Source organism: Acinetobacter lwoffii, assembly GCF_029024105.1.
In the GTDB taxonomy this organism is placed as follows: domain Bacteria; phylum Pseudomonadota; class Gammaproteobacteria; order Pseudomonadales; family Moraxellaceae; genus Acinetobacter; species Acinetobacter lwoffii.
In genome coordinates, this window is sequence record NZ_CP118963.1 from 2284006 (window position 1) to 2304915 (window position 20910).

At 43.1% G+C, this 20910-nt stretch carries 13 protein-coding genes; 7 read left to right on the top strand and 6 right to left on the bottom strand.

Going from position 1 to position 20910, the window contains the following annotated elements; translation table 11 throughout:
* Positions 1-42: 42 nt before the first annotated feature.
* Positions 43-657: a carbonic anhydrase gene (locus tag PYW33_RS11185; RefSeq protein ID WP_004646264.1), complete on the bottom strand. Its 615-nt coding sequence runs from the start codon at positions 655-657 to the stop codon at positions 43-45.
* 315 nt (positions 658-972) lie between these two features.
* Here PYW33_RS11185 and PYW33_RS11190 point away from each other — a divergent pair, with 315 nt between their 5' ends.
* Together PYW33_RS11190 and PYW33_RS11195 are read left to right on the top strand one after the other, a co-directional pair.
* On the top strand, positions 973-2010 hold the full coding sequence (locus PYW33_RS11190) for an alpha/beta fold hydrolase (RefSeq protein ID WP_004646263.1): 1038 nt from the start codon (positions 973-975) through the stop codon (positions 2008-2010).
* Positions 2011-2024: 14 nt separating this feature from the next.
* A complete protein-coding gene (locus PYW33_RS11195) occupies positions 2025-3026 on the top strand; it encodes a hypothetical protein (RefSeq protein WP_004646261.1) in 1002 nt (333 codons plus the stop codon).
* 42 nt (positions 3027-3068) lie between these two features.
* On the opposite strand, the gene PYW33_RS11200 is transcribed toward PYW33_RS11195, so the two are convergent.
* Both PYW33_RS11200 and nfuA read right to left on the bottom strand, forming a co-directional pair.
* Positions 3069-5150, bottom strand: a complete 2082-nt coding sequence (locus tag PYW33_RS11200) for a TonB-dependent receptor domain-containing protein (protein ID WP_004646260.1) — start codon at positions 5148-5150, stop codon at positions 3069-3071.
* A gap of 193 nt (positions 5151-5343) precedes the next feature.
* Complete coding sequence (gene nfuA / locus PYW33_RS11205) at positions 5344-5982, bottom strand: Fe-S biogenesis protein NfuA (RefSeq protein ID WP_004279400.1); 639 nt, start codon at positions 5980-5982, stop codon at positions 5344-5346.
* Positions 5983-6140: 158 nt separating this feature from the next.
* Here nfuA and PYW33_RS11210 point away from each other — a divergent pair, with 158 nt between their 5' ends.
* Both PYW33_RS11210 and PYW33_RS11215 read left to right on the top strand, forming a co-directional pair.
* The gene (locus PYW33_RS11210) at positions 6141-6758 is read left to right on the top strand and encodes a rhomboid family intramembrane serine protease (protein ID WP_004646259.1); all 618 of its coding nucleotides are present in this window, start codon (positions 6141-6143) and stop codon (positions 6756-6758) included.
* A 218-nt stretch (positions 6759-6976) separates the two neighbouring features.
* Positions 6977-8518, top strand: a complete 1542-nt coding sequence (locus PYW33_RS11215; protein WP_004646258.1) for a hypothetical protein — start codon at positions 6977-6979, stop codon at positions 8516-8518.
* Positions 8519-8840: 322 nt separating this feature from the next.
* Here the strand turns inward: PYW33_RS11215 and PYW33_RS11220 are convergent, their stop codons facing one another.
* On the bottom strand, positions 8841-10460 hold the full coding sequence (locus tag PYW33_RS11220; RefSeq protein ID WP_016806669.1) for an inorganic phosphate transporter: 1620 nt from the start codon (positions 10458-10460) through the stop codon (positions 8841-8843).
* A 536-nt stretch (positions 10461-10996) separates the two neighbouring features.
* On the opposite strand from PYW33_RS11220, the gene metH reads away from it, so the two are divergent.
* Entirely contained in the window at positions 10997-14683 is a 3687-nt protein-coding gene (gene metH, locus PYW33_RS11225; protein WP_004646256.1) for a methionine synthase, read from the top strand.
* Between the two features lie 49 nt (positions 14684-14732).
* On the opposite strand, the gene PYW33_RS11230 is transcribed toward metH, so the two are convergent.
* Positions 14733-15881: a RelA/SpoT domain-containing protein gene (locus PYW33_RS11230; RefSeq protein ID WP_004646255.1), complete on the bottom strand. Its 1149-nt coding sequence runs from the start codon at positions 15879-15881 to the stop codon at positions 14733-14735.
* A gap of 435 nt (positions 15882-16316) precedes the next feature.
* Here PYW33_RS11230 and dhaK point away from each other — a divergent pair, with 435 nt between their 5' ends.
* The gene (dhaK, locus tag PYW33_RS11235; RefSeq protein ID WP_004646254.1) at positions 16317-18047 is read left to right on the top strand and encodes a dihydroxyacetone kinase subunit DhaK; all 1731 of its coding nucleotides are present in this window, start codon (positions 16317-16319) and stop codon (positions 18045-18047) included.
* 124 nt (positions 18048-18171) lie between these two features.
* Here dhaK and PYW33_RS11240 read toward each other — a convergent pair whose 3' ends face one another.
* Positions 18172-19446, bottom strand: a complete 1275-nt coding sequence (locus PYW33_RS11240) for a glutaminase (RefSeq protein WP_004646253.1) — start codon at positions 19444-19446, stop codon at positions 18172-18174.
* 343 nt (positions 19447-19789) lie between these two features.
* Between PYW33_RS11240 and PYW33_RS11245 the strand changes: the two genes are divergently transcribed.
* Positions 19790-20896, top strand: a complete 1107-nt coding sequence (locus tag PYW33_RS11245) for a GGDEF domain-containing protein (protein ID WP_004646251.1) — start codon at positions 19790-19792, stop codon at positions 20894-20896.
* Positions 20897-20910: the final 14 nt, after the last annotated feature.

The following is a 20910-nucleotide window of genomic DNA, read 5'->3' on the forward strand; positions in this document are numbered from 1 at the left end:
GCGCCTTTAACTTATTTTAGAATGTATTTAGATGAATCGTGATTAGAAATCGAAGAATGTCACTTCACCAGTTTCCAGTGAATATTCAGCACCGACGACTTTTAATTTTCCTTGTCCAATCAGGTTTTCCAGAACGGCTGAACCATGACGCAACTGATTCACCGAAGCAAATACATTGGAACGTACCGCATGCTTGGATAATTTTGCCAAGTCGTTTTTCAGTTCAGTTTGCATTAAGGTTTCAACTGAAGGACGTACGCGGTTCACAATCGACATCAGGTTTGCCGATGGCGGGCAATCCGGACACATTAAAGTATCAATAGTGGCTTTAATCGCACCACAGTGACTGTGACCTAACACCACCACAATCGCGCAATCATAACGTGCCGCGGCAAATTCAACACTGCCGACCTGTGAAGGTGCAACAATATTACCTGCAACACGAATCACAAAAAGGTCACCGAGACCCTGATCAAAAACCATTTCGGCTGGAACGCGCGAATCTGAACATCCCAAAACAATCGCAAACGGATTCTGATCCTCTGCCATTTCTGCGCGCTGTTGGTGGCTAAGTTGTTTTGGATGCGTGGTATCGCCACTGACAAAACGTTGGTTACCCTGTCTAAGACGTTCTAAAGCTTCTTGAGCTGTGAGCATTCTTTTCTATCACCGATGGTTTTAGTTGCAATATCTTACTGCCAGTTTTTTTGAATGTCACTTGCAAAAAATCTTAGCTGATTAAATTTTTAGCATTTATCTAATTTCATTTCTGCAGGGAATTTATGCGCAATACATCACATTTTCCAGTCATTTAATGCAATCTAGCAAAAAACTAATGGGTGACAAGCGCAAGGATTGATTTAAAATAGGGTGAAGAATAATGTTTTTATTTGAATGAAAATTGCAAATTTATAACATGGAAGTATTTTAATTGAGCAATTTGCTCACTGGGTTTGTTTTGGGGAATGGCCAATGAAGAAAATAATAAAATTGCGCTCGAAAATGATTTGTTCAGCCGTGGTTGCCTTAAGCATGGCATTACCGGGCCTGACACATGCTCAAATACTGTTTAGCCAGAAAAATGAAACATCTGCCAAAGTCTTGCAGCAGCATCTGTTGCAGGAACGCAGCCTTGCCGGTCTCAAATCCAAGACCCTCAAAATTGGCGAGGTCACCTGGAGCTATAGCGAAGGCGGCGCCAAGAACAAACCATCCATTCTACTGATTCATGGTCTGGCCGGCACGCGCGACAACTGGAACCGGGTTGCCCAGTTTCTGACGCCCTATTATCATGTCATTATTCCGGATCTGCCGAGCAACGGCGACACCAAAGTTCCGGACAATTTTGATGTTTCTGTGCCCAATGTGACCTCGCAACTGCGTCTATTTATTGAAACCTTAAATGTGGATGAGAATTTACATATTGCCGGACATTCCTTGGGCGGCTCGATTGCTACGGTGTATGCCTCTCAATACCCTTTCGATACGCAAAGCCTGTTTTTAATCAATAGCGCTGGCCTCTACAAAATGGGGAATACGTCCTATACCAAAGACCCACAGGCCTTAAAAGATCTCATCGTCAGCAAGCCCGGTGATCTGCAAGATGTTTCCAAACAGCTGATGCAGAACCCGCCGGTGATTCCTTATCAGTTACGACATGCACAGGAAAAACTGCTGATTTCACGCGCTGAACAAACCAGTAAATCGATTGATCAGGTGGTGATGCTAAACCGGATTTATACACCGGAAACCTTTGCTCGCCTGACCCGCACGGTAGAAGCACCGACCTTGATTTTGTGGGGCAGACAGGATCGGATCATTAATGTCGAAGTAGTTAAAGAACTGCATGCCCTGCTGAAACGTGCCGAAAAACCGGTGATTTTAAACAATGTCGGGCATATGCCGATTCTGGAAGCAGAAAAACAGGTCGCACAACATTATTTGCCTTTTCTGGCCAAGACGCAGACCCTAAAAAACCCGCTTGCTGATAAACTCATTCCTTTAAATTAAGTTTCAGAGATGCTATGCAGAAACACCCGATGATTGAGCAGTTGATCGATGCTCAACTTGATTTTCTCGATCAGGCATTTTCTCAATCTGAAACGATTCAAAGCGAGTTTCATGCATTTTATTTGTGGCTGCGTAAACAGACGCTAAAAGAGCTGTGGAGCTGTGAACTGATCAATCAGCTTTTACAAAAACAGATTCTGGGTACTGTAGCCAGCAGCTTTCTGATTGAACAGATTGCCGAGCATATCCGTTTTGCATTGGTGCATCCGGCCAATGATACCACCACGATTGCCGATCTGATTCCAGTCCTGACCGTCGATAAAATCGCCCAGTATGTGGCCAGCAAAAGTGGCCATCGTCAGCGTCTGATTAAAACCGTCGTGAATAATCCGGCATTTTCAGCCATGATTACCCAATTGATCCAGCATTCCATTCAGGATTATATGGATAACTCCATGATTGCCAAAAGCGTGCCCGGGGTTTCCCGCTTTATGAAAATGGGCAAATCCGTTCTGGAAAATGTCACCGATACCAACCTCGATAGCACCATTGCACGTTATCTGCAAAAAAACATTCTAAAGCTCAGCCAGATGAGTGAGCATGTGCTGAACCAGCATTTTGACGACGAGAAACTCTATCATTTTCAGGCCAATCTCTGGCATAAAATCAAAGATATGCCAGTATCAGTCTTAAAGAATTATATTGAACTTCAGGATCTGAATCAGACGGTCGGCTTAGGTCATGACATCTGGGATCACATACGCCAGACTGACTATCTGTGGCAGCAGTTACATGACGGAATTCATACCTGGTATGTCCGCAATCAGGAACATACTTTTGATCAGTTATTACGTGATCTGAATATTGATGAAGCTTTAATTCAGAATGAATTGCAGCATCTGCTCAGCCCGGTAATCCAGCAGATGGTTTCTCAAGGCCATTTACGTGAACGCGCACGCAAATATCTGGAACAATTTTATTACCATGCAGATACTTTAAAAATTCTTAAGATTTAAATAAAAAGCCGCTTAAAGCGGCTTTTTTATATTGTCATTTGCTTAGAATTTTGCATTCAGGCTGATACCGTAACGACGGCCATCTAACAATTGATCACCATCAATATCTTCAGCTTTTTCATCCAGTAGGTTATAGACACCAAATTTACCTGTTAGATTCGGACTGAATTTATAGTTAAAGCCGACATCTACAAATTGGTAACCTGGATTTGGCTGAGCGATAGAAGTACGGCTCAGGTATGCAGAGGTTTCAGAACGATGGTGCAAGCGGCTCCAGACGTTTAATGCATCATTTAGCTCATAATTCACGCCAATATTAAACATGTGTTCTGGCATCTGGTTCAGTGGCTGTCCTTTAAAAGCACCTGACTTAAACTCTGAATCAGTATAGGTATAGTTTGCCGTCAATGTTGTGTAGTCATTCAGACTGGCTTCTACGGTTGCTTCTACACCACGAATTTCTGCTTCATCCACGTTGATCCGTTCACTAATAAAGTAGAATGGAATATCTCCTTCGAAGCATTTCCAATTCTGCCAGTTATTACGGTTTGTTGTGGTGCCATCAGTATCGGTTTCACAGGCACGAACTTCCGTAATACGATCTTCATATTTAGTGATAAAGCCAGTCAGCGATGTATTGATATAATCATTTTTCCAGTTGAAACCCAATTCAGTAGATACACTTGATTCAGGTTCTAAATCTGGATTAGCACGGATGATGCCACGACCTGTTGCTAAGGGTGCACCACCACCACCTGTAACACTATAGAATCCATCTGTTGCTGCACGAATATCAGGCTGCTTATACCCTGTGGCCACACCGCCTTTTACCACAAAGTTATCATTTATAGAATAGACTCCATAGAGGCGTGGCGATAAATGACCGCTATAGTTTTCATCATGGTCATAACGTAGACCGGCGGTTAAATCGAAGCGATCCGTAATACTCCAGGTGTCTTCAAAGAAAGCGGCAGCAGACCAACGTGTTAATTCACTAAATTCAGGTGCATTAGGATTACGGTTAGTCGCTTTATCGACCAGTTTTTCATCTTTAAGATATCCCCCGAATGACAGCGTATGATCACCTAAGGCTAAGTTCCATTGACTATTGGCTGTCCAAGTATCCAGGGTAATCCCTTTGGTGCCGAGTTCCGTATTTCCACGATCCGGATTTTTTGAATTTTCATATTGAATATAAGATGAACTGTCCAAGTTATCGCTATAACGGCCATTATGGGTTAATGAATAAACATTACGATAATTACGCGAGAATGAATCTGCAGCACCTTGAGCAGGTGCTACCGTTTCCCCTACAGACGTAGTTGATTCCTGCTGCACGAAATTGGCTTCAACTTGTACATCATGATCATCATTAATGGCATAGGTCAGACGTGAATTTAAGCTTTCACGTTCTGTGCCACGAAAACCGCCCACATAACGGTCTTCATTACGTTCCTGCTTATTGACTGCCAGCTGCAAGCCCAGCTTGTCTGCAATCAAAGGACCCGCAAGATATGCAGAAGCATTTTTGATATCACCTGAACGGCTACTGTCCTGAATGATGGTTCCTAATTCAACATTGCCAGACCATTCATCAGACACTTTTTTGGTAATGATATTGACTACCCCGCCCATAGCATCCGTACCATACAGTGTAGAAGCTGGACCACGAATAATTTCAATACGTTCGATGGCGGCAAGTGGTGGCAGAATATTTTTCTCAAAACCGCCATCATCCCCATTCGGGTTCACATCCTTGCCATATTGACGCTTACCATCGACCAGAAACAAGGTGTAGTTTGAACTCATGCCTCGAATACTGATGGTCTGTGCAGAACCCGAACCCGAAACCACGACCCCAGGCGTATTACGCAGCACATCAGTAATGTCGTTATATTCACGTTTATCCAATTCTCCACGATCAATCACAGTAATGGAAGCAGGTGCTTTAGCCAAATCTTGCTCATAACCTGTTGCAGTCACCACAATCGTTTGTAACTTGGTCGTCTCAGACTGCAATACGCCTTCTTTTTCTTCAGTAACTTGGTCTTGTGCTTGTACTGAAACAGTCATTGCTGTGAATACGGCAAAAGCTAAAGTTGTTTTTAAGAATGGCTTATTCATACCTTGTGCGCCCCAATATTTATGAAGAGATCATGTTTATTCGGTTGCGAAGTGTAACAGCTTTCCACTTAAATACAATTGCTATTGATAATTATTATCATTAATATTCAATATATTTTAAGCCAGATATAAAAAAACCTCGAACTGTCGAGGTTTTTTAAAATGCGATAAATAAACTGTTATATGGAACAGCTTATTTCATATACGCACCTTCAGACTGACTATGATCCGTTTCATCAACGACATGCATTAATTCAGGTACATGCTGTTTTAATGTGGTTTCTACGCCTTGTTTCAAGGTGATATCAATCGCTGAACAACCCTGGCAACCACCACCAAATTTAAGTACAGCGGTTAAACCTTTTTCAGGGTCTTCTTTGACTTCAACCAGTGCACAGTTACCGCCATGGCCTGCTAGGCCCGGGTTAATTTCAGACTGCAATACATAGGTAATACGCTCTTCTACCGATGCATCTGGCCCTACGCGTGGCACTTTAGAGTTCGGCGCACGGAAAGTCAACTGACCACCAAAACGGTCTTTGTTGTAGTCAATCACGGCATCGAGTAAATACGGAATAGATGGCGAGTCGATAAAAGCAGGGAAATCAGGATATTCCTGCTTATAATCTGTCGGTACAACTTCATCAGGTGCACTATAGGCCATGCAACATTCAGCGCGAGGAGTACCCGGATGCTCTACAAAAACACGCACACCAATACCCGGGGTGTTCTGTTTATCCAGTAGATCCTTTAAATACTCTTGTGCTGTTGGTGTAATCAATAAGTTGGGAATTTCACCAACAACTGGAGTGCTGCTGTTCTCAGTCGACATAACAATAATTTCCTCAAGCTCAAGCGGCCATTTTAACTGAAGATGCGGGGTAATTTTTAAAAATCAACTAAAATTGTCGGATTTATTATAAAAGTACAACTTTAGCTCAATTTTAATGGCATGATAATTGGCAAATAGGCACCATTAGAATCATTTATATGCTTGATTTACCTTTTAATCATACCGTGACCATTATTCTGATCACCTGTATTGTGTCATTTATTGCTTTCTCCAAAGAGACGGTGATGAATCGCCTGATTTTCTGGCCGCCGGCACTGCAACGTGGACAATACGACCGCTTTATTACGCATGGCTTTATCCATGCGGATGGTGCACATCTGTTGTTCAACATGATTACCCTGTTCTTTTTTGGCAGCGTGATTGAAAGCTTTTATCGTCAATATCTGTATGACCTGGGTTTTATCCTGTTTTACCTTGGTGGTCTGATCGCAGCCATTCTGCCAAGTTACCTAAAGCATAAAAATGATGCGCGCTGGGCCAGTTTAGGTGCTTCCGGTGCAGTGTCGGCTGTGCTGTTTGCCTATATTCTGTTTGAACCTTGGAAGTTGATCTTTGTGTTCTTCATTCCGGTTCCTGCCATTATTTTTGCTGTGCTGTACGTAGCCTATAGCATCTGGTCAGGCAAAAAAGGCAATAGCAATATTAATCACAGCGCGCATTTATGGGGAGCGGCTTACGGGGTAGTCATGACGATTATTCTGGAGCCACGCCTGATTCCGCATTTCCTGAATAAACTGATGCAGGTTCCGTTTTAATCAGTTTTTTAAATACTGAAGGAATAAAGCTACATATGAGTTAAGCCTCATATTTCTGCTGAAAACGAATAAGAGAGCTGCTGCTCCCTTATTAGTTTGAAACATCTGGTAATATATTAGAAAGTGATGATGTCACTTAATGCCAATCTTGGACTGAATTTTGCAGCGATAATATATACATCTGTATATTAATTACTATCATTCTCGAGATATTTTGCATGTCCACTACACCAGACGGTCTTCAATTTCCTCTTCAGTCTCAGCAACAAAAACCAAGTAGCTCTAAAGCAGGGCGCGCAATCATCGCGGCAGCGCTAGCCAATGTCGATTCACGCAGTTCTCAACAGGCACAATCAGAAAAAAACTGGCGCAAACAATATACTGTGCATTTTAAGCAGCTGGTCGAGCAAGGATTAAGTTCCCCTGAATCCAGCTTGAAAATTGCCGAAGATGGATTGGCAAAAGCACATCAGACTTTTGAATTTTACCGTGATGGTCAAAAGTATGTATTACAAGATGCTTTAACTCTGCCCGCGGGTCAGTTGCATACCTTCAAGCTGACAGGTAATAGCAAATCGGCACCAGAATGGTATGTGCCTTACCACGGTCAAAAGCTGCAAGGTGACGCCTTATTGGAGCAGATTGAGCACTGGGAAAGCCAAGGCATCGTGGAAACCAGTCATGCCAATGCCCTGCGTGAATGTGTGGTGCATCCTGAATGGTTTGATCTTTCCGATCGGACCACGGTGCTGTTTGGTGCCGCATCGGAAGCCGGCCCTTTGACCTGGCTGGCGAAATGGAAAGCCAATATTGTAGCGATTGATCTGCCGAATACCAGGGTATGGGGCAAGATTGTTGATACCATCAGCCAAGGCAATGCCACGCTGTATGCACCTTGTACTGAAGACCTGCCTGCTGATACTTCACTTGATATTTTAAAAGAAAAACTGGGCGCGAATTTGCTAACCCAGATTCCTGAAATTGCCAAATGGTTATTACAGTTCAAGCAGGATCTGGATCTGGCTGCAATTGCTTATCTTGATGGTGAAAAGCATGTCCGCGTCTCTATGGCGATGGATGCCATCATGCAGCATGTCAGCCAGCAAAAAGCCAATACCAGCCTGATGTACATGTGTACGCCGACCGATGTGTATGCGGTGCCGAGTGAAGTGATTGAAGCGTCAAAAGTAAAATATACTGAACGCTCCAAGGCACAGGCAATCATCTCCAAAGGTGTTTCCACTTTAAGCCGCAAACATTTTTTCCAGAAAAATGCGCATGAACTGATTCAGTCTGGTGATCAGGCATATGGCATTTGTGACTGTCTAGTAGTTGAACAAGGCCCGAACTATGCGCTGGCAAAACGTATCCAGCAATGGCGTGCCACCTTGGCTCGCGCTCAAGGCCAACGGGTCAGTATCAATATTGCGCCTTCGACGACCACCTATTCCGTGACCAAGAATCCGCTATTAAAAGCCGCATTTAACGGTGCCAGCCTGTTTGATGTTGAAGCTTTCGCGCCTGAAACCACCAATGCGATTATGGCGGCACTATGGATTCATGATCTGCGTAATCCGGAATCGGTGGCCAATCCTGAAGTAAAACTCAACCATCCGCTTGAATTGATGATGCATGGCGCGAATCATGGTGGTTTGTGGCGGGTTGCTTATCTGGCGCGTACTGCATTGCCTTTTGCTGCGCTGTATGGTTTTGCAACGGAGAAGTTGCCAAAAGGATTATTAAGTAAGTTGAAGAAGTAATTTAGTTCCTTCTTTCGAGACTTCTTCTACGTTAGATAAACTTTTATTTAATGTTTATCCCCTCACCCCAGCCCTCTCCCAAAGGGAGAGGGAGCTTCCCCAATGGATTCAAATGAGTATTAAGCATCTAAAGAAACGTTTTTTAATAAAATGAATACTATTCAAATTAAACTCGCTTTATTTGAATAAATAATGTAATTCCCTCTCCTGAGCAAGTTTTAAAGCACCGCTTTTAAATCGAAGCGCAAGTGAGGGTTAGAGAGAGGTAAAAATCACCTATAAAAAAAACGCTGCCGAAGCAGCGTTTTTTATTGTCTATCTCTTAGAACACTTTTAACAGTACCCAGTACAAACCGCCTGACAGACAGATCGTTGCTGGCAAGGTAAAGACCCAGGCAGACAGAATGGTTTTCACCATCTGGAAGTTCAGACCTGACTTGTTCGCCACCATGGTACCTGCTACTGCAGAGTTCAATACATGGGTAGTGGATACCGGCATACCAAAGCCATCTGCTGCCGCAATGGTTGACATCGCAACAAGTTCGGCAGACATACCCTGACCATAAGTCATATGCTGTTTACCAATACGCTCCCCGACAGTAACGACAATACGCTTCCAGCCGACCATCGTACCCAGACCAAGTGCCAAGGCTGTCGCCACTTTCACCCAGGTCGGGATGTATTGCAGGAATGAATCCAGATTGTCACGGTATTCATCTACTGTTTTTTCCTGTGCAGCACTCATTGTTGGTAAAGCTTCTGCTTTATCCAGACGTTTAAATGCTGTGGTGCTCAGGTACATGTCGTTGCGAAATTCAGAAACTTGAGCTTCAGGAACATCCTTAATGCTAGTATAGCTACCAACTTTTTCACCCAGATGATCCGTCAAGCTTGCCAATGCAGGCACGACTTCAGGGGTAATTTCCTTGGTCTGAATGTACTTGGTGATCACATCACGGGCTTGTTCATCCGGAATATCCTGATGATTTGGATAGATCACATCCGCTGTTTGTGCAGATAACTGACCAAAAGACTGAATATGTTGTACATCCAGATTTTTGTTCAGCGAGTACGCCAACGGCACACAGCCGATCAGGATTAACATGATCAGACCCATACCTTTTTGACCGTCATTTGAACCATGGGCAAAGCTCACCCCAGTACAGGTAAAGATCAGCATGGCACGAATCAATGGTGGTGGTGGCTTGTTACCTTCAGGTGGCTGAAACAGTTCCAGTTGACGCTTGAAGATTTTTTTCACCAGCAGGAACACAATCGCAGCAAATGCAAAACCGATTAAAGGCGAGAATAACAGCGCCTTACCGACTTTCATCACCTGCTCCATGTCTATACCTGAAGCGCCAGTACCGGCATTCAGAATATAGTTCATGATGCCCACACCCAGAATCGAACCGATCAGGGTATGTGAACTGGATGCTGGAATACCGAGGAACCAGGTTCCCAGATTCCAGAGAATAGCCGCGATCAGCATGGCAAAGACCATGGCAAAGCCTGCTCCGGAGCCGACATTCATGATCAGCTCGACCGGCAATAACGCAATAATGCCGTAAGCGACCGCACCACTGGCCACCATAACCCCAAGGAAGTTACAGAAGCCGGCCCACATCACTGCGACAGGAGCAGAAAGTGCATTGGTATAGATGACCGTGGCAACTGCATTGGCGGTATCGTGGAAGCCATTGACAAACTCAAAGCTCAACGCAATAAAAAGTGCTGTCGCTAACAAAATAACTGAATACAAGCCCAAGGCCGGTACATGCGCTAAATCTGCAGACAACTGGAAGCCGATATAAATCAGCGTAGTGATAATAAGAGTCAGGAACACCGGCATAAAGAATTTCGGTGTTGGCACATGAACATTGGTCGACTTTTGGAAAGCCGACCCGTGTGCTGAATCTACGGGAGTTTGATTAGGATTCATGCAAGCAGGAATAGAGGATTCAAGAATCCCCATATTGTTCAGTTAAATTGTGACAATTATATGACAAACTGCTGTCATATGAAGCAATTATTTGGATTTTCTTGCTGCTATTCGTCCTGTTTAATTCCGACTAAAACACTAGATTTTGATTTTATAAATCATTTACTTAAGATAAGATTCCAGCTTATTTAAGCTTAGCAACCGCACATATTTTGCTACCAAAACGATTCAAACCCTGCCTGTCATCAAGCTGAGCAAAAGTTTCATTTGCACAGCATAAGCCATCAATATGACAATTTCATGAATGAAAGCATCAGCTTAATTTTTTGATTTTGTTTACTGCCTGAAAGGCATCGAATCAGATGTGAGATTGCAATATTTTCTGATCCGGATGTTAAAACTTGTTGTTTTTCTAGATGACTTATCAAATTTTCATATCATGCTTATCCATCATTCTGAGCAATCTCAGCAGAAATCAGCCAACTAATCTGCTAAGATTAGCGTCGTTTTTTTTGATTTCTGCTGAGAAAGTTTGAATGTCTACACTTACCACTTTAAAAGAACTTCTTGCCAAAAGAATTTTAATTATCGATGGTGCGATGGGTACCATGATCCAGCGCCATAAACTGGAAGAAGCCGATTATCGTGGTGAGCGTTTTGCTGACTGGGCCTATGATCTCAAAGGTAATAATGATTTGCTGGTACTGACTCAGCCACAAATCATTCAAGGCATTCATGAAGCTTACTTGGAAGCTGGTGCCGACATTATTGAAACCAACACCTTTAACGGTACCCGCGTTTCAATGTCGGATTACCACATGGAAGATCTGGTTCCTGAAATTAACCGTGAAGCAGCGCGTCTGGCCAAAGAAGCCTGTGCCAAATATTCAACGCCTGAAAAACCACGCTTTGTGGCAGGTGTGATTGGTCCGACATCGCGTACCACTTCTATTTCTCCAAACGTGAATGACCCGGCGTTCCGTAACATCACCTTTGATGCTTTAAAAGTTGATTATATTGAATCAACCAAAGCTTTGATCGAAGGTGGTGCAGACATCATCCTGATCGAAACCGTGTTCGATACTTTAAATGCCAAAGCTGCCATCTTTGCAGTGAAAGAAGTCTTTAAAGAATTGGGCTATGAACTGCCAATCATGATTTCAGGTACGATCACGGATGCATCAGGTCGTACTTTAACCGGTCAAACCGCTGAAGCCTTCTGGAACTCGATGCGCCATGCAGAGCCACTTTCTATCGGCTTTAACTGTGCGCTGGGTGCAGATGCGATGCGTCCACACGTGAAAACCGTGTCTGATGTTGCCGATACCTTTGTTTCAGCGCATCCAAACGCTGGTTTGCCAAATGCCTTCGGTGGATATGATGAAACGCCGGAAGAAACTGCAGCATTTATTAAAGAATTTGCTGAAAGTGGCTTAATTAATATTACCGGTGGTTGCTGTGGCACTACGCCGGATCATATCCGCGCGATTGCAAATGCTGTTGCAGGCATTACCCCTCGCCAAATTCCTGAAATTGAACCGGCTTGTCGTTTAAGTGGTTTAGAGCCATTTAACATCACCAAAGATTCACTGTTTGTGAACGTCGGTGAACGTACCAACGTCACCGGTTCGAAAAAATTCCTGCGTCTGATTCGTGAAGAAAACTTCGCCGAAGCACTTGATGTTGCCCGTCAACAGGTTGAAGCCGGTGCGCAGATCATCGACATCAACATGGATGAAGGCATGCTCGATTCGCAAGGTGCGATGGTGCACTTCCTGAATCTGATTGCTTCTGAGCCAGATATTTCACGCGTACCCATCATGCTGGATTCTTCTAAATGGGAGATTATCGAAGCGGGCCTGAAATGTGTGCAAGGTAAAGCCGTGGTGAACTCGATTTCCCTGAAAGAAGGTCATGACGAGTTTGTCGAACGTGCCCGCCTCTGCCGTCAATATGGTGCTGCGGTCATCGTGATGGCATTTGATGAAGATGGTCAGGCCGATACAGCTGCGCGTAAAAAAGAAATCTGTAAGCGTTCATATGATGTTCTGGTGAATGAAATAGGCTTCCCGTCCGAAGATATTATCTTTGACCCGAACGTCTTTGCGATTGCAACCGGTATTGAAGAACACAACAACTATGGTGTGGACTTTATTGAAGCGACTGGCTGGATTAAACAGAACCTGCCAAATGCGATGATTTCTGGTGGTGTGTCGAACGTATCGTTCTCGTTCCGTGGTAACGAACCGGTACGTGAAGCGATTCACTCGGTGTTCCTGTACTATGCCATTCAGCAAGGCATGACTATGGGTATTGTAAATGCCGGTCAGATGGCGATTTACGATGACATCGATAAAGAATTGAAAGAAGCGGTTGAAGATGTTGTTTTAAACCAGAACCAGGGTGAAAGCGGTCAGGAAGCAACCGAAAAACTACTTGCGGTTGCTGAAAAATACCGTGGTCAAAGTGGTACGCAAAAAGCCGAAGAAAATCTTGAGTGGCGTAATGAGTCTGTTGAAAAACGTCTTGAATATGCGTTGGTAAAAGGCATCACGACTTATATCGACCAAGATACTGAAGAAGCTCGTTTAAACTCTACACGCCCACTCGATGTGATCGAAGGCCCATTGATGGCAGGTATGAATGTGGTCGGCGACCTGTTCGGTGCCGGTAAAATGTTCTTGCCGCAAGTAGTAAAATCAGCACGTGTGATGAAACAGGCTGTGGCGTGGTTGAACCCGTTCATTGAGGCCGAGAAAACCCAAGCTGAAGCTAAAGGTAAAATCCTGCTGGCTACGGTGAAAGGTGACGTACACGACATCGGTAAGAACATCGTTGGTGTAGTATTAGGCTGTAATGGTTATGACATCGTGGATCTGGGCGTGATGGTGCCATGCGAGAAGATTCTGCAAACTGCGATTGATGAAAAAGTCGATATCATCGGTTTGTCTGGTCTAATCACGCCGTCATTGGATGAAATGGTGTTTGTTGCCAAAGAAATGCAGCGCAAAGGCTTTAATATTCCCTTAATGATTGGTGGTGCGACGACTTCTAAAGCGCATACCGCAGTGAAAATCTCACCGCAATATCATAATGATGGCGTGCTTTATACCGCGGATGCTTCACGTGCCGTGGGTGTAGCCACGCAGTTGCTCTCTCCTGAGATGAAACCTAAGCTTTTGGCTGACTATGCAGCGGATTATGAAAAAATTCGTACCCGTCTTGCCAACAAGCAACCGAAAGCGGCGAAATTGTCTTATCAAGAATCTGTTGAAAATGGCTTCAAGATCGACTTCGACAAGAATGCACCGGTTAAACCAAACTTCATTGGATCTGAAACTTTCACAAATTATCCGCTTGAAGCTTTGGTGGAATATTTTGACTGGACGCCGTTCTTTATTTCATGGAGCTTGGCGGGTAAATTCCCGAAAATCCTTGAAGATGAAGTGGTGGGTGAAGCTGCACGTGACTTGTATGAACAAGCTCAAGCCATGCTGAAAGACATCATCGAGAATAAACGCTTTGATGCGCGTGCAACGTTCAGCATTTACCCTGCAAACCGTGTAGCCGCAGATACAGTTGCGGTTGCTGATGAATCAGGCAATATAACGCACAGCTTCGAACACTTACGTCAGCAGTCTGACAAAGTCACTGGCAAAGCAAACTACTCTCTGGCTGACTTTATTGCGCCAAAAGATGTAGCTCAGGATTACTTGGGTGGCTTTGCCGTGTCAATCTTCGGTGCGGAAGAGTTATCTCAAGAATACAAAGCCAAAGGCGATGACTATAACGCAATTATGGTTCAAGCCTTGGGTGACCGTTTTGCAGAAGCATTTGCGGAGCACTTACATGAGCGTGTTCGTAAAGAGTTCTGGGGCTACCAAGCAGATGAGCAGCTTTCAAATGAAGAATTGATCAAAGAGAAGTATGTCGGTATTCGTCCTGCACCGGGCTACCCTGCTTGTCCTGAGCATTCTGAAAAAGCACCACTCTTTGATTGGTTAGGTACAACCGACAAGATTGGTACGTACTTGACGACGAGCTTTGCGATGTGGCCACCTTCATCAGTGAGCGGTTTCTATTATGCAAACCCTGAAACTGAATACTTTAACGTGGGTAAAATCTCTGGCGACCAGTTGGAAGATTATGCGAAGCGTAAAGGTTGGACGTTAGATGAAGCGAAACGTTGGTTAGCGCCGAATTTGGATGATTCGATTTCTTAAGACATCACCAAGCTTTGATATAAAAATCCCCTCGAGTGAGGGGATTTTTTTAACTTACTTTTTTTCTTGCTTGATTAGTAAAGTATCCAATAAACGCTGCTTGTCTAATTAACGCAATGTAATTCCAAAAAACCTTCGAATCAGCAAAATAATTTGGATAAGCTTCTTTAATCCCACCAACAGCATTCGATGAAACTAATGCGACAACCCAACTTTTATTAGCAGCTAGAGTAGTTTCATAAAAACTGTATCGTTTAGACGCTTCAGAATATTGAGATTTATCATAGTATTCTGTATCCAACCGCCCTGTAAAAACATTTAACCTTAGTAAAACATAGCCTTGCTTAGATTTCCCCTTAAGAATTTTCTCATCAATTGAATGCAATGATCTCGCATATTCTTGAAATAAGGACTCAATAGTATAACTACTACCTGGTATTAATTTCGTCACAAAGTTATGTATATATACAGCTTCATTCATCGAATTTAATTTCTCTTCTTTTTTTATAAACTCTATATACTCTGTAACCATTGATCGTTGATCATTTCTTTTAAATCCTTTTAAACTTTCGATAATTTCGAACTGATTACTTACATACTTGAAGAATAGACGCCACTCTGTTGTGCCTTCATTCAACTTCAAATTTTGATTCGTAAATAAATCTATAATTTCTAAACTAGTAGCCCAACAATGTTGTAATGCTGTTCTTAATTGAACTTCTATATTTTTGAGTTCCTGATCATCATTTAAAAATTTTCCAATTATATGGATACTTCTATATCCATCAGCTTTAGGTTCTAGAATATAGTCTTTGAATTTAACATTGCCATCATCGTTCATAAAATTTGGTTCTTTACACAATTCATCAAATAATTTTTTTACTTTTTTATTATTTGCCAAGACAATTCTAATACCTCCAATGTCCTGCATATTTTTCAGGCTCATTTTATTAAATCTTTTTAATTTCTTTACGATAGATTCAGTTCTTTTTATTCTTTTAGCAATAAAAGCAGCGCTATCAGTTGAATAGACTTTACTCTTTAGAAAATTTTCGCATGTATCCAATGCAGTAATATGACTATCTCTCCAATCAGTCAAAACACTCATCGTTTCAGACAACAATTTTTTATCAAATTCAATAGCTGAACCAATTAAGTCAAATCCAGCTTTTTCGATTTGTTTTTTCGAATACTTCATAGCACTAATTTTCTTATTTTTTAAATTTTATAATAGTTTACAGAAAAAATGTAGTTCATTTAATTAACTAACCTAAGTTGTGCCAAAGCTTCATCTCAGTTTCGATCTGCTTCTAATCCATCATCAGTGAAGTATTGACTACAATCATACTCAATCACTGTTTCCACCCTCACCCCGACCCTCTCCCAATGGGAGAGGGAGCATTCATTACTATTTGAATGCTGACATGAATTTATGAATAGACATTCCCTCTCCTTTTAGGAGAGGGTTAGGGAGAGGTAAAATTTAACAACCAATAAAAAATCTGAAACTGCCCCTTTTCTAACCGCTCACCCCAAAATCATCTGTTTTTACACTTTTGAGTCTGCAAATTTCAAACATTTCCATAATAATAAGACTTTACACATCTCCCAGAATACGTGAAGGCCTTCCTCCATGAAAAAACTCATCAACAACCCTGAAAATCTGGTTGTCGAAATGTGCAAAGGCTTTGTCCTTGCTCACCCTGAACTGACATTTACCGAATCGCATAAAATCATTTCACGTAAACAAAAACACAATAACGTGGCACTGATTAGTGGCGGTGGTAGTGGTCACGAACCTGCACATGCGGGCTTTGTCGGTACAGGCATGTTAGACGCGGCTGTATGTGGTGACGTGTTTGCATCACCTTCTCAAATTCAGGTCTACAAAGCCCTGCAACATGTGGCAACAGACAAAGGCGTTTTGATGATCATCAAAAACTATTCTGGCGATATGATGAATTTCCAGAATGGTGCAGCACTTGCTCAGGAAGATGGCATTAAAGTCGATTATGTAAAAGTAGCAGATGATATCGCGGTAAAAGATAGCCTTTATACGGTCGGTCGTCGTGGCGTTGCTGGTACCATCTTCGTACATAAGATTGCAGGTGCAGCAGCATCAAAAGGTTTAGAGCTGGCGGAAGTTAAAGCCGTCGCACAAAAAGCGGCAGATAACGTGATTAGCTTAGGTTTTGCTTATAGCTCATGTACCGTTCCTGCGAAAGGTACACCCACCTTCACCTTGGCGAATGATGAAATGGAATACGGCGTCGGTATCCACGGTGAACCCGGCATCCGTCGTGAAAAAATCTTGCCATCGAAAGAAATGGCACAACGTATGGTCGATGACTTATTTCTTGACCGTCCTGACATGCAAGAAGTTGCGTTGTTGGTGAATGGCTTTGGTTCAACACCAATGCAAGAACTGTATGTGTTTAACAATGATGTATGCGAACATCTGGCACGTAAAGGCATCAAGATTTACCGTACATTTGTTGGCAACTACATGACCAGTATCGACATGAACGGTGCATCGGTTTCATTGCTTGCTGTGGATGATGAACTGAAAACCTATCTGGATGCGGAAGCCAATACTCCAGCATTTAAACTGGATGGCTCGCCTGCACTACCATTTGAATTTGCAGCACAAGACGCAGCAGCAAAACAAACCGCCAATACAGAAGTCGAAACTCAGCCTGAACATGCTGAAATTCAAAATGAACAATTCACGATTGAAAACATGCGTTATGTGGTCGATGTCATGGCGGCCTGCATCATCAAAAATGAAGTGCCATTCTGCGAACTAGATGCGCATGCAGGCGATGGCGATTTTGGTATGAGCGTCGCCAAAGGCTTTAAACAACTGAAACGTGAATGGCAAAGCCTGATTCAAGCACAGCACATGGATGAATTCTTGCTAAACAGTTCCATGATTATTATGGAACACTGTGGTGGTGCGTCAGGTCCAATTTGGGGTTCAGCATTCCGTTCGGCCAGTAAAGCTATTCAAGGGAAACAAACTCTAAGCGTGGCAGATTTTGCCGAGATGCTTCAAGCAGCAGTCAAAGGCATTCAAGTGACAGGTGAGCGTTCATTTGGTCGTGGCGCTGTAGTGGGCGACAAAACCCTGATTGATGCTTTGGTTCCTTGTGCAGATTCATGGTCTACCAATACAGACAAACCTTTTAAAGAGAACTTTATACTTGGTGCAAAGGCTGCGGTAAAAGGTGCAGAATCGACCAAAGAGATCGTGGCGCGTATGGGCCGTGCCGGTACGGTGGGTGATCGTAGCTTAGGCTATCCAGATGCTGGTGCACATGGCTTAGGCGTGATCTTTACGGACATTACCCAGCATATTAAATAAGCTTTACAATATTTTAAAAAAGCCTCGACACTGGTCGGGGCTTTTTTATATTTCATTTCTAGGCTGTACATCTTAAAGCATCAGTCAAGTAAGGTAAGACATTGCTCATCCCCATCAACATGGTCTAACTAAACTTCTCTAAATAGCGCTCTAACTCTTCTGTCACCACTACCCGCTTATTGCCTTTCACCTGTTCCTCACCCAATACGCCTTCTGAGTCAATGACCACCACTTTGTGCCCATTCGCTTGTAAACGTTTGACACCTTCAAATAACATGCGTGCACCCACATCATGAATCAAAGTCAAATTGGTCAGGTCTATGACTATACGTGTTTGAGCGTCTGGCTCATCCTGCAAAATTCGCAGCAACATTTCGGATTCTGTAAATTGCAATACACCGCGCAGCTCATACACGACAATGTCATTGTTCTTACCTGCCGTATAACGACTTTGCAAAATGGTCTGTGCCGATGGCGTCCCTTCCATCAGATGCAAGCCCATGTCCCGCGACAAACGCTCAAAAATATCCACGCCACGTACACTATGCCCATGCTCATCAATTTTAGGAGAAAAAACCACAATTCCCACCTGCCCAGGCAATACCCCGATAATTCCGCCCGATACACCACTTTTGGCAGGAATGCCCACCGTCGTCAGCCAGTCACCCGCCGCATCATACATGCCACAGGTCATCATCACGCTGAGCACTTGGCGCACCACATCACGCTCTAGCAGCTGTTTGCCCGTTTTGGCCTGAACACCGCCATTGGCGAGCACACTACAGATATTTGCCAGATCTTTGACCGTCACTTTAATCGCACATTGCTTGATGTATCCATTGACGATTTCTACCGGATCCGAATCCAGCACACCTACGGTACGTAGCATATAGCCAATCGACAGGTTCCGGAATGCAGTTTTGACTTCCGACTTATACACCTGCTTGTCGAATTCCAGTTGACGTCCTGCCAGCTCACTTAAAAAACGGCGTAAGCATTCCGCACGTGAAATGCCTTTTTGTACCGGAATCAAAGAATGCGTAATGATCGCACCCGAGTTAATCATTGGATTTTTAGGAAGATTGGTTTCTTTATCTAGCGAAATCTGATTAAAAGCCTCTCCTGAAGGTTCAACGCCGACCTTTTCCAGTACTGCTGGAATTCCCAAATGCTGCAATGCCAAGGCATAGGCAAAAGGCTTGGACATCGACTGCATGGTAAATTCGGTTTCATCATCTCCCGTGGAATAAATCGTGCCATCCACCGTGGTCAGCGCCAAAGCGAACTTGTTTGGATCTACCGCTGCCAGTTCAGGGATATAGTCAGCCAAAGCGCCCTGATCATTATCATGACAGACCGTTAATACATGCTGGAGATAATCGGGCACCGGGGTTTTCATTCAGATAGATCCTTTATATTTTCATCCTGTTTACACCTTAAATTTTCAGGATAAAACTACAAGTCCAAATTGGTAGCATTTTATAAATACGTCCATTGATTTGGACTAAAACAAATGCCTTTTCAGCTCAATGATCATCAGGAGTAAGGGGCATTTTGATATTATTTTTTTGAGTTTTTATAAAATATCGAGCGGTTCAACAGGTCATTTCGATTAGTTTGATTATCCATTTTATTTATATTTTTCATCGCAATAAATGATATTATTCACCCACCTGCTCACATTATAATCTAACACGCTGATCCCGGATTTGAATTTTTACAGTCTACTCGTGCCCAGCATCATGTCGAGCCTGGGGATCATCACGCTGAGTATTTCCTATTATAAAGGCTTACCTAATTATTTAAGATCTTATGCTTATGCACTGATTCTGATTGGCGTGACGATATTACTCAATACCGTTTTATCTGCATCAGTTTTAGTTGAAATATCTAGTTTCATTGCTGCTCTTTACTTCTTGTCCTGTACCTTTCACAGCAAAGCCATTTATGAGCGTTTAAAAATCGACTATGCATGGCCAAACTATATTTACCTGATTGCCTTGGGTGCGTTTGGTATTTACTACTTTACCCAAGTGACTGCTGACCAGACTGCCCGTTTGCTGATTATTGGTAGCATTACTGCGGCAATTTATTTGCACCGCCCAATTGCCTTTATTCGGACGAGCACAGGCTTACGTATCGACAGTTACCTGAAAATTTTTACCCTCGCGACCGTGTTCATCATTATGGGTCGTGCCTTGCTATTCTCTGTTTTACTTAAGGATCAGGGATTTGTCGCCCATTACGAACCAGCGTGGGCATTTACACAGCTGCTCCTGCTGCTGATTGATTTGATCTTTTTAGGTTTATTCATTGGCTGTGCAATTTTGGATCTGGTGCGAAAGTTGCAACGGGAGCGCCATCACGACCCACTAACCGGATTATTAAACCGCCGTGGATTTGAAGCCTATATTCAAAAAATAGATCCTAATCCTGCCTTACAGCATGCAGTTTTGATGGCAGATTTAGATCATTTCAAAGCAGTTAATGATCGTTATGGACATCAGGTCGGTGATCTGATTTTACAACATATCAGTCAGATATTTAAAGCCAATATTCGCAGTAAAGACCAGGTGTCACGGATTGGCGGTGAAGAGTTTCTGCTCGTCTTGCATGACATTCAAAAAGATGCCGCCTTTAAAATTGCTGAACGGATCCGGTTACAGCTTAAAGAAACTCCATTACATCATGAACAGCAGCATATTTACCTGACTATCAGTATCGGAGTCAGCTTCTTCAATCATCCTAATCAGATTAAAGAAGCCACTTTAGCGGCCGATCATGCCATATATCAGGCCAAACAGATGGGCCGTAATCAGGTTCAATTCGCTCAAGAGAAAATTGCCTGAATTTGATAAAACTT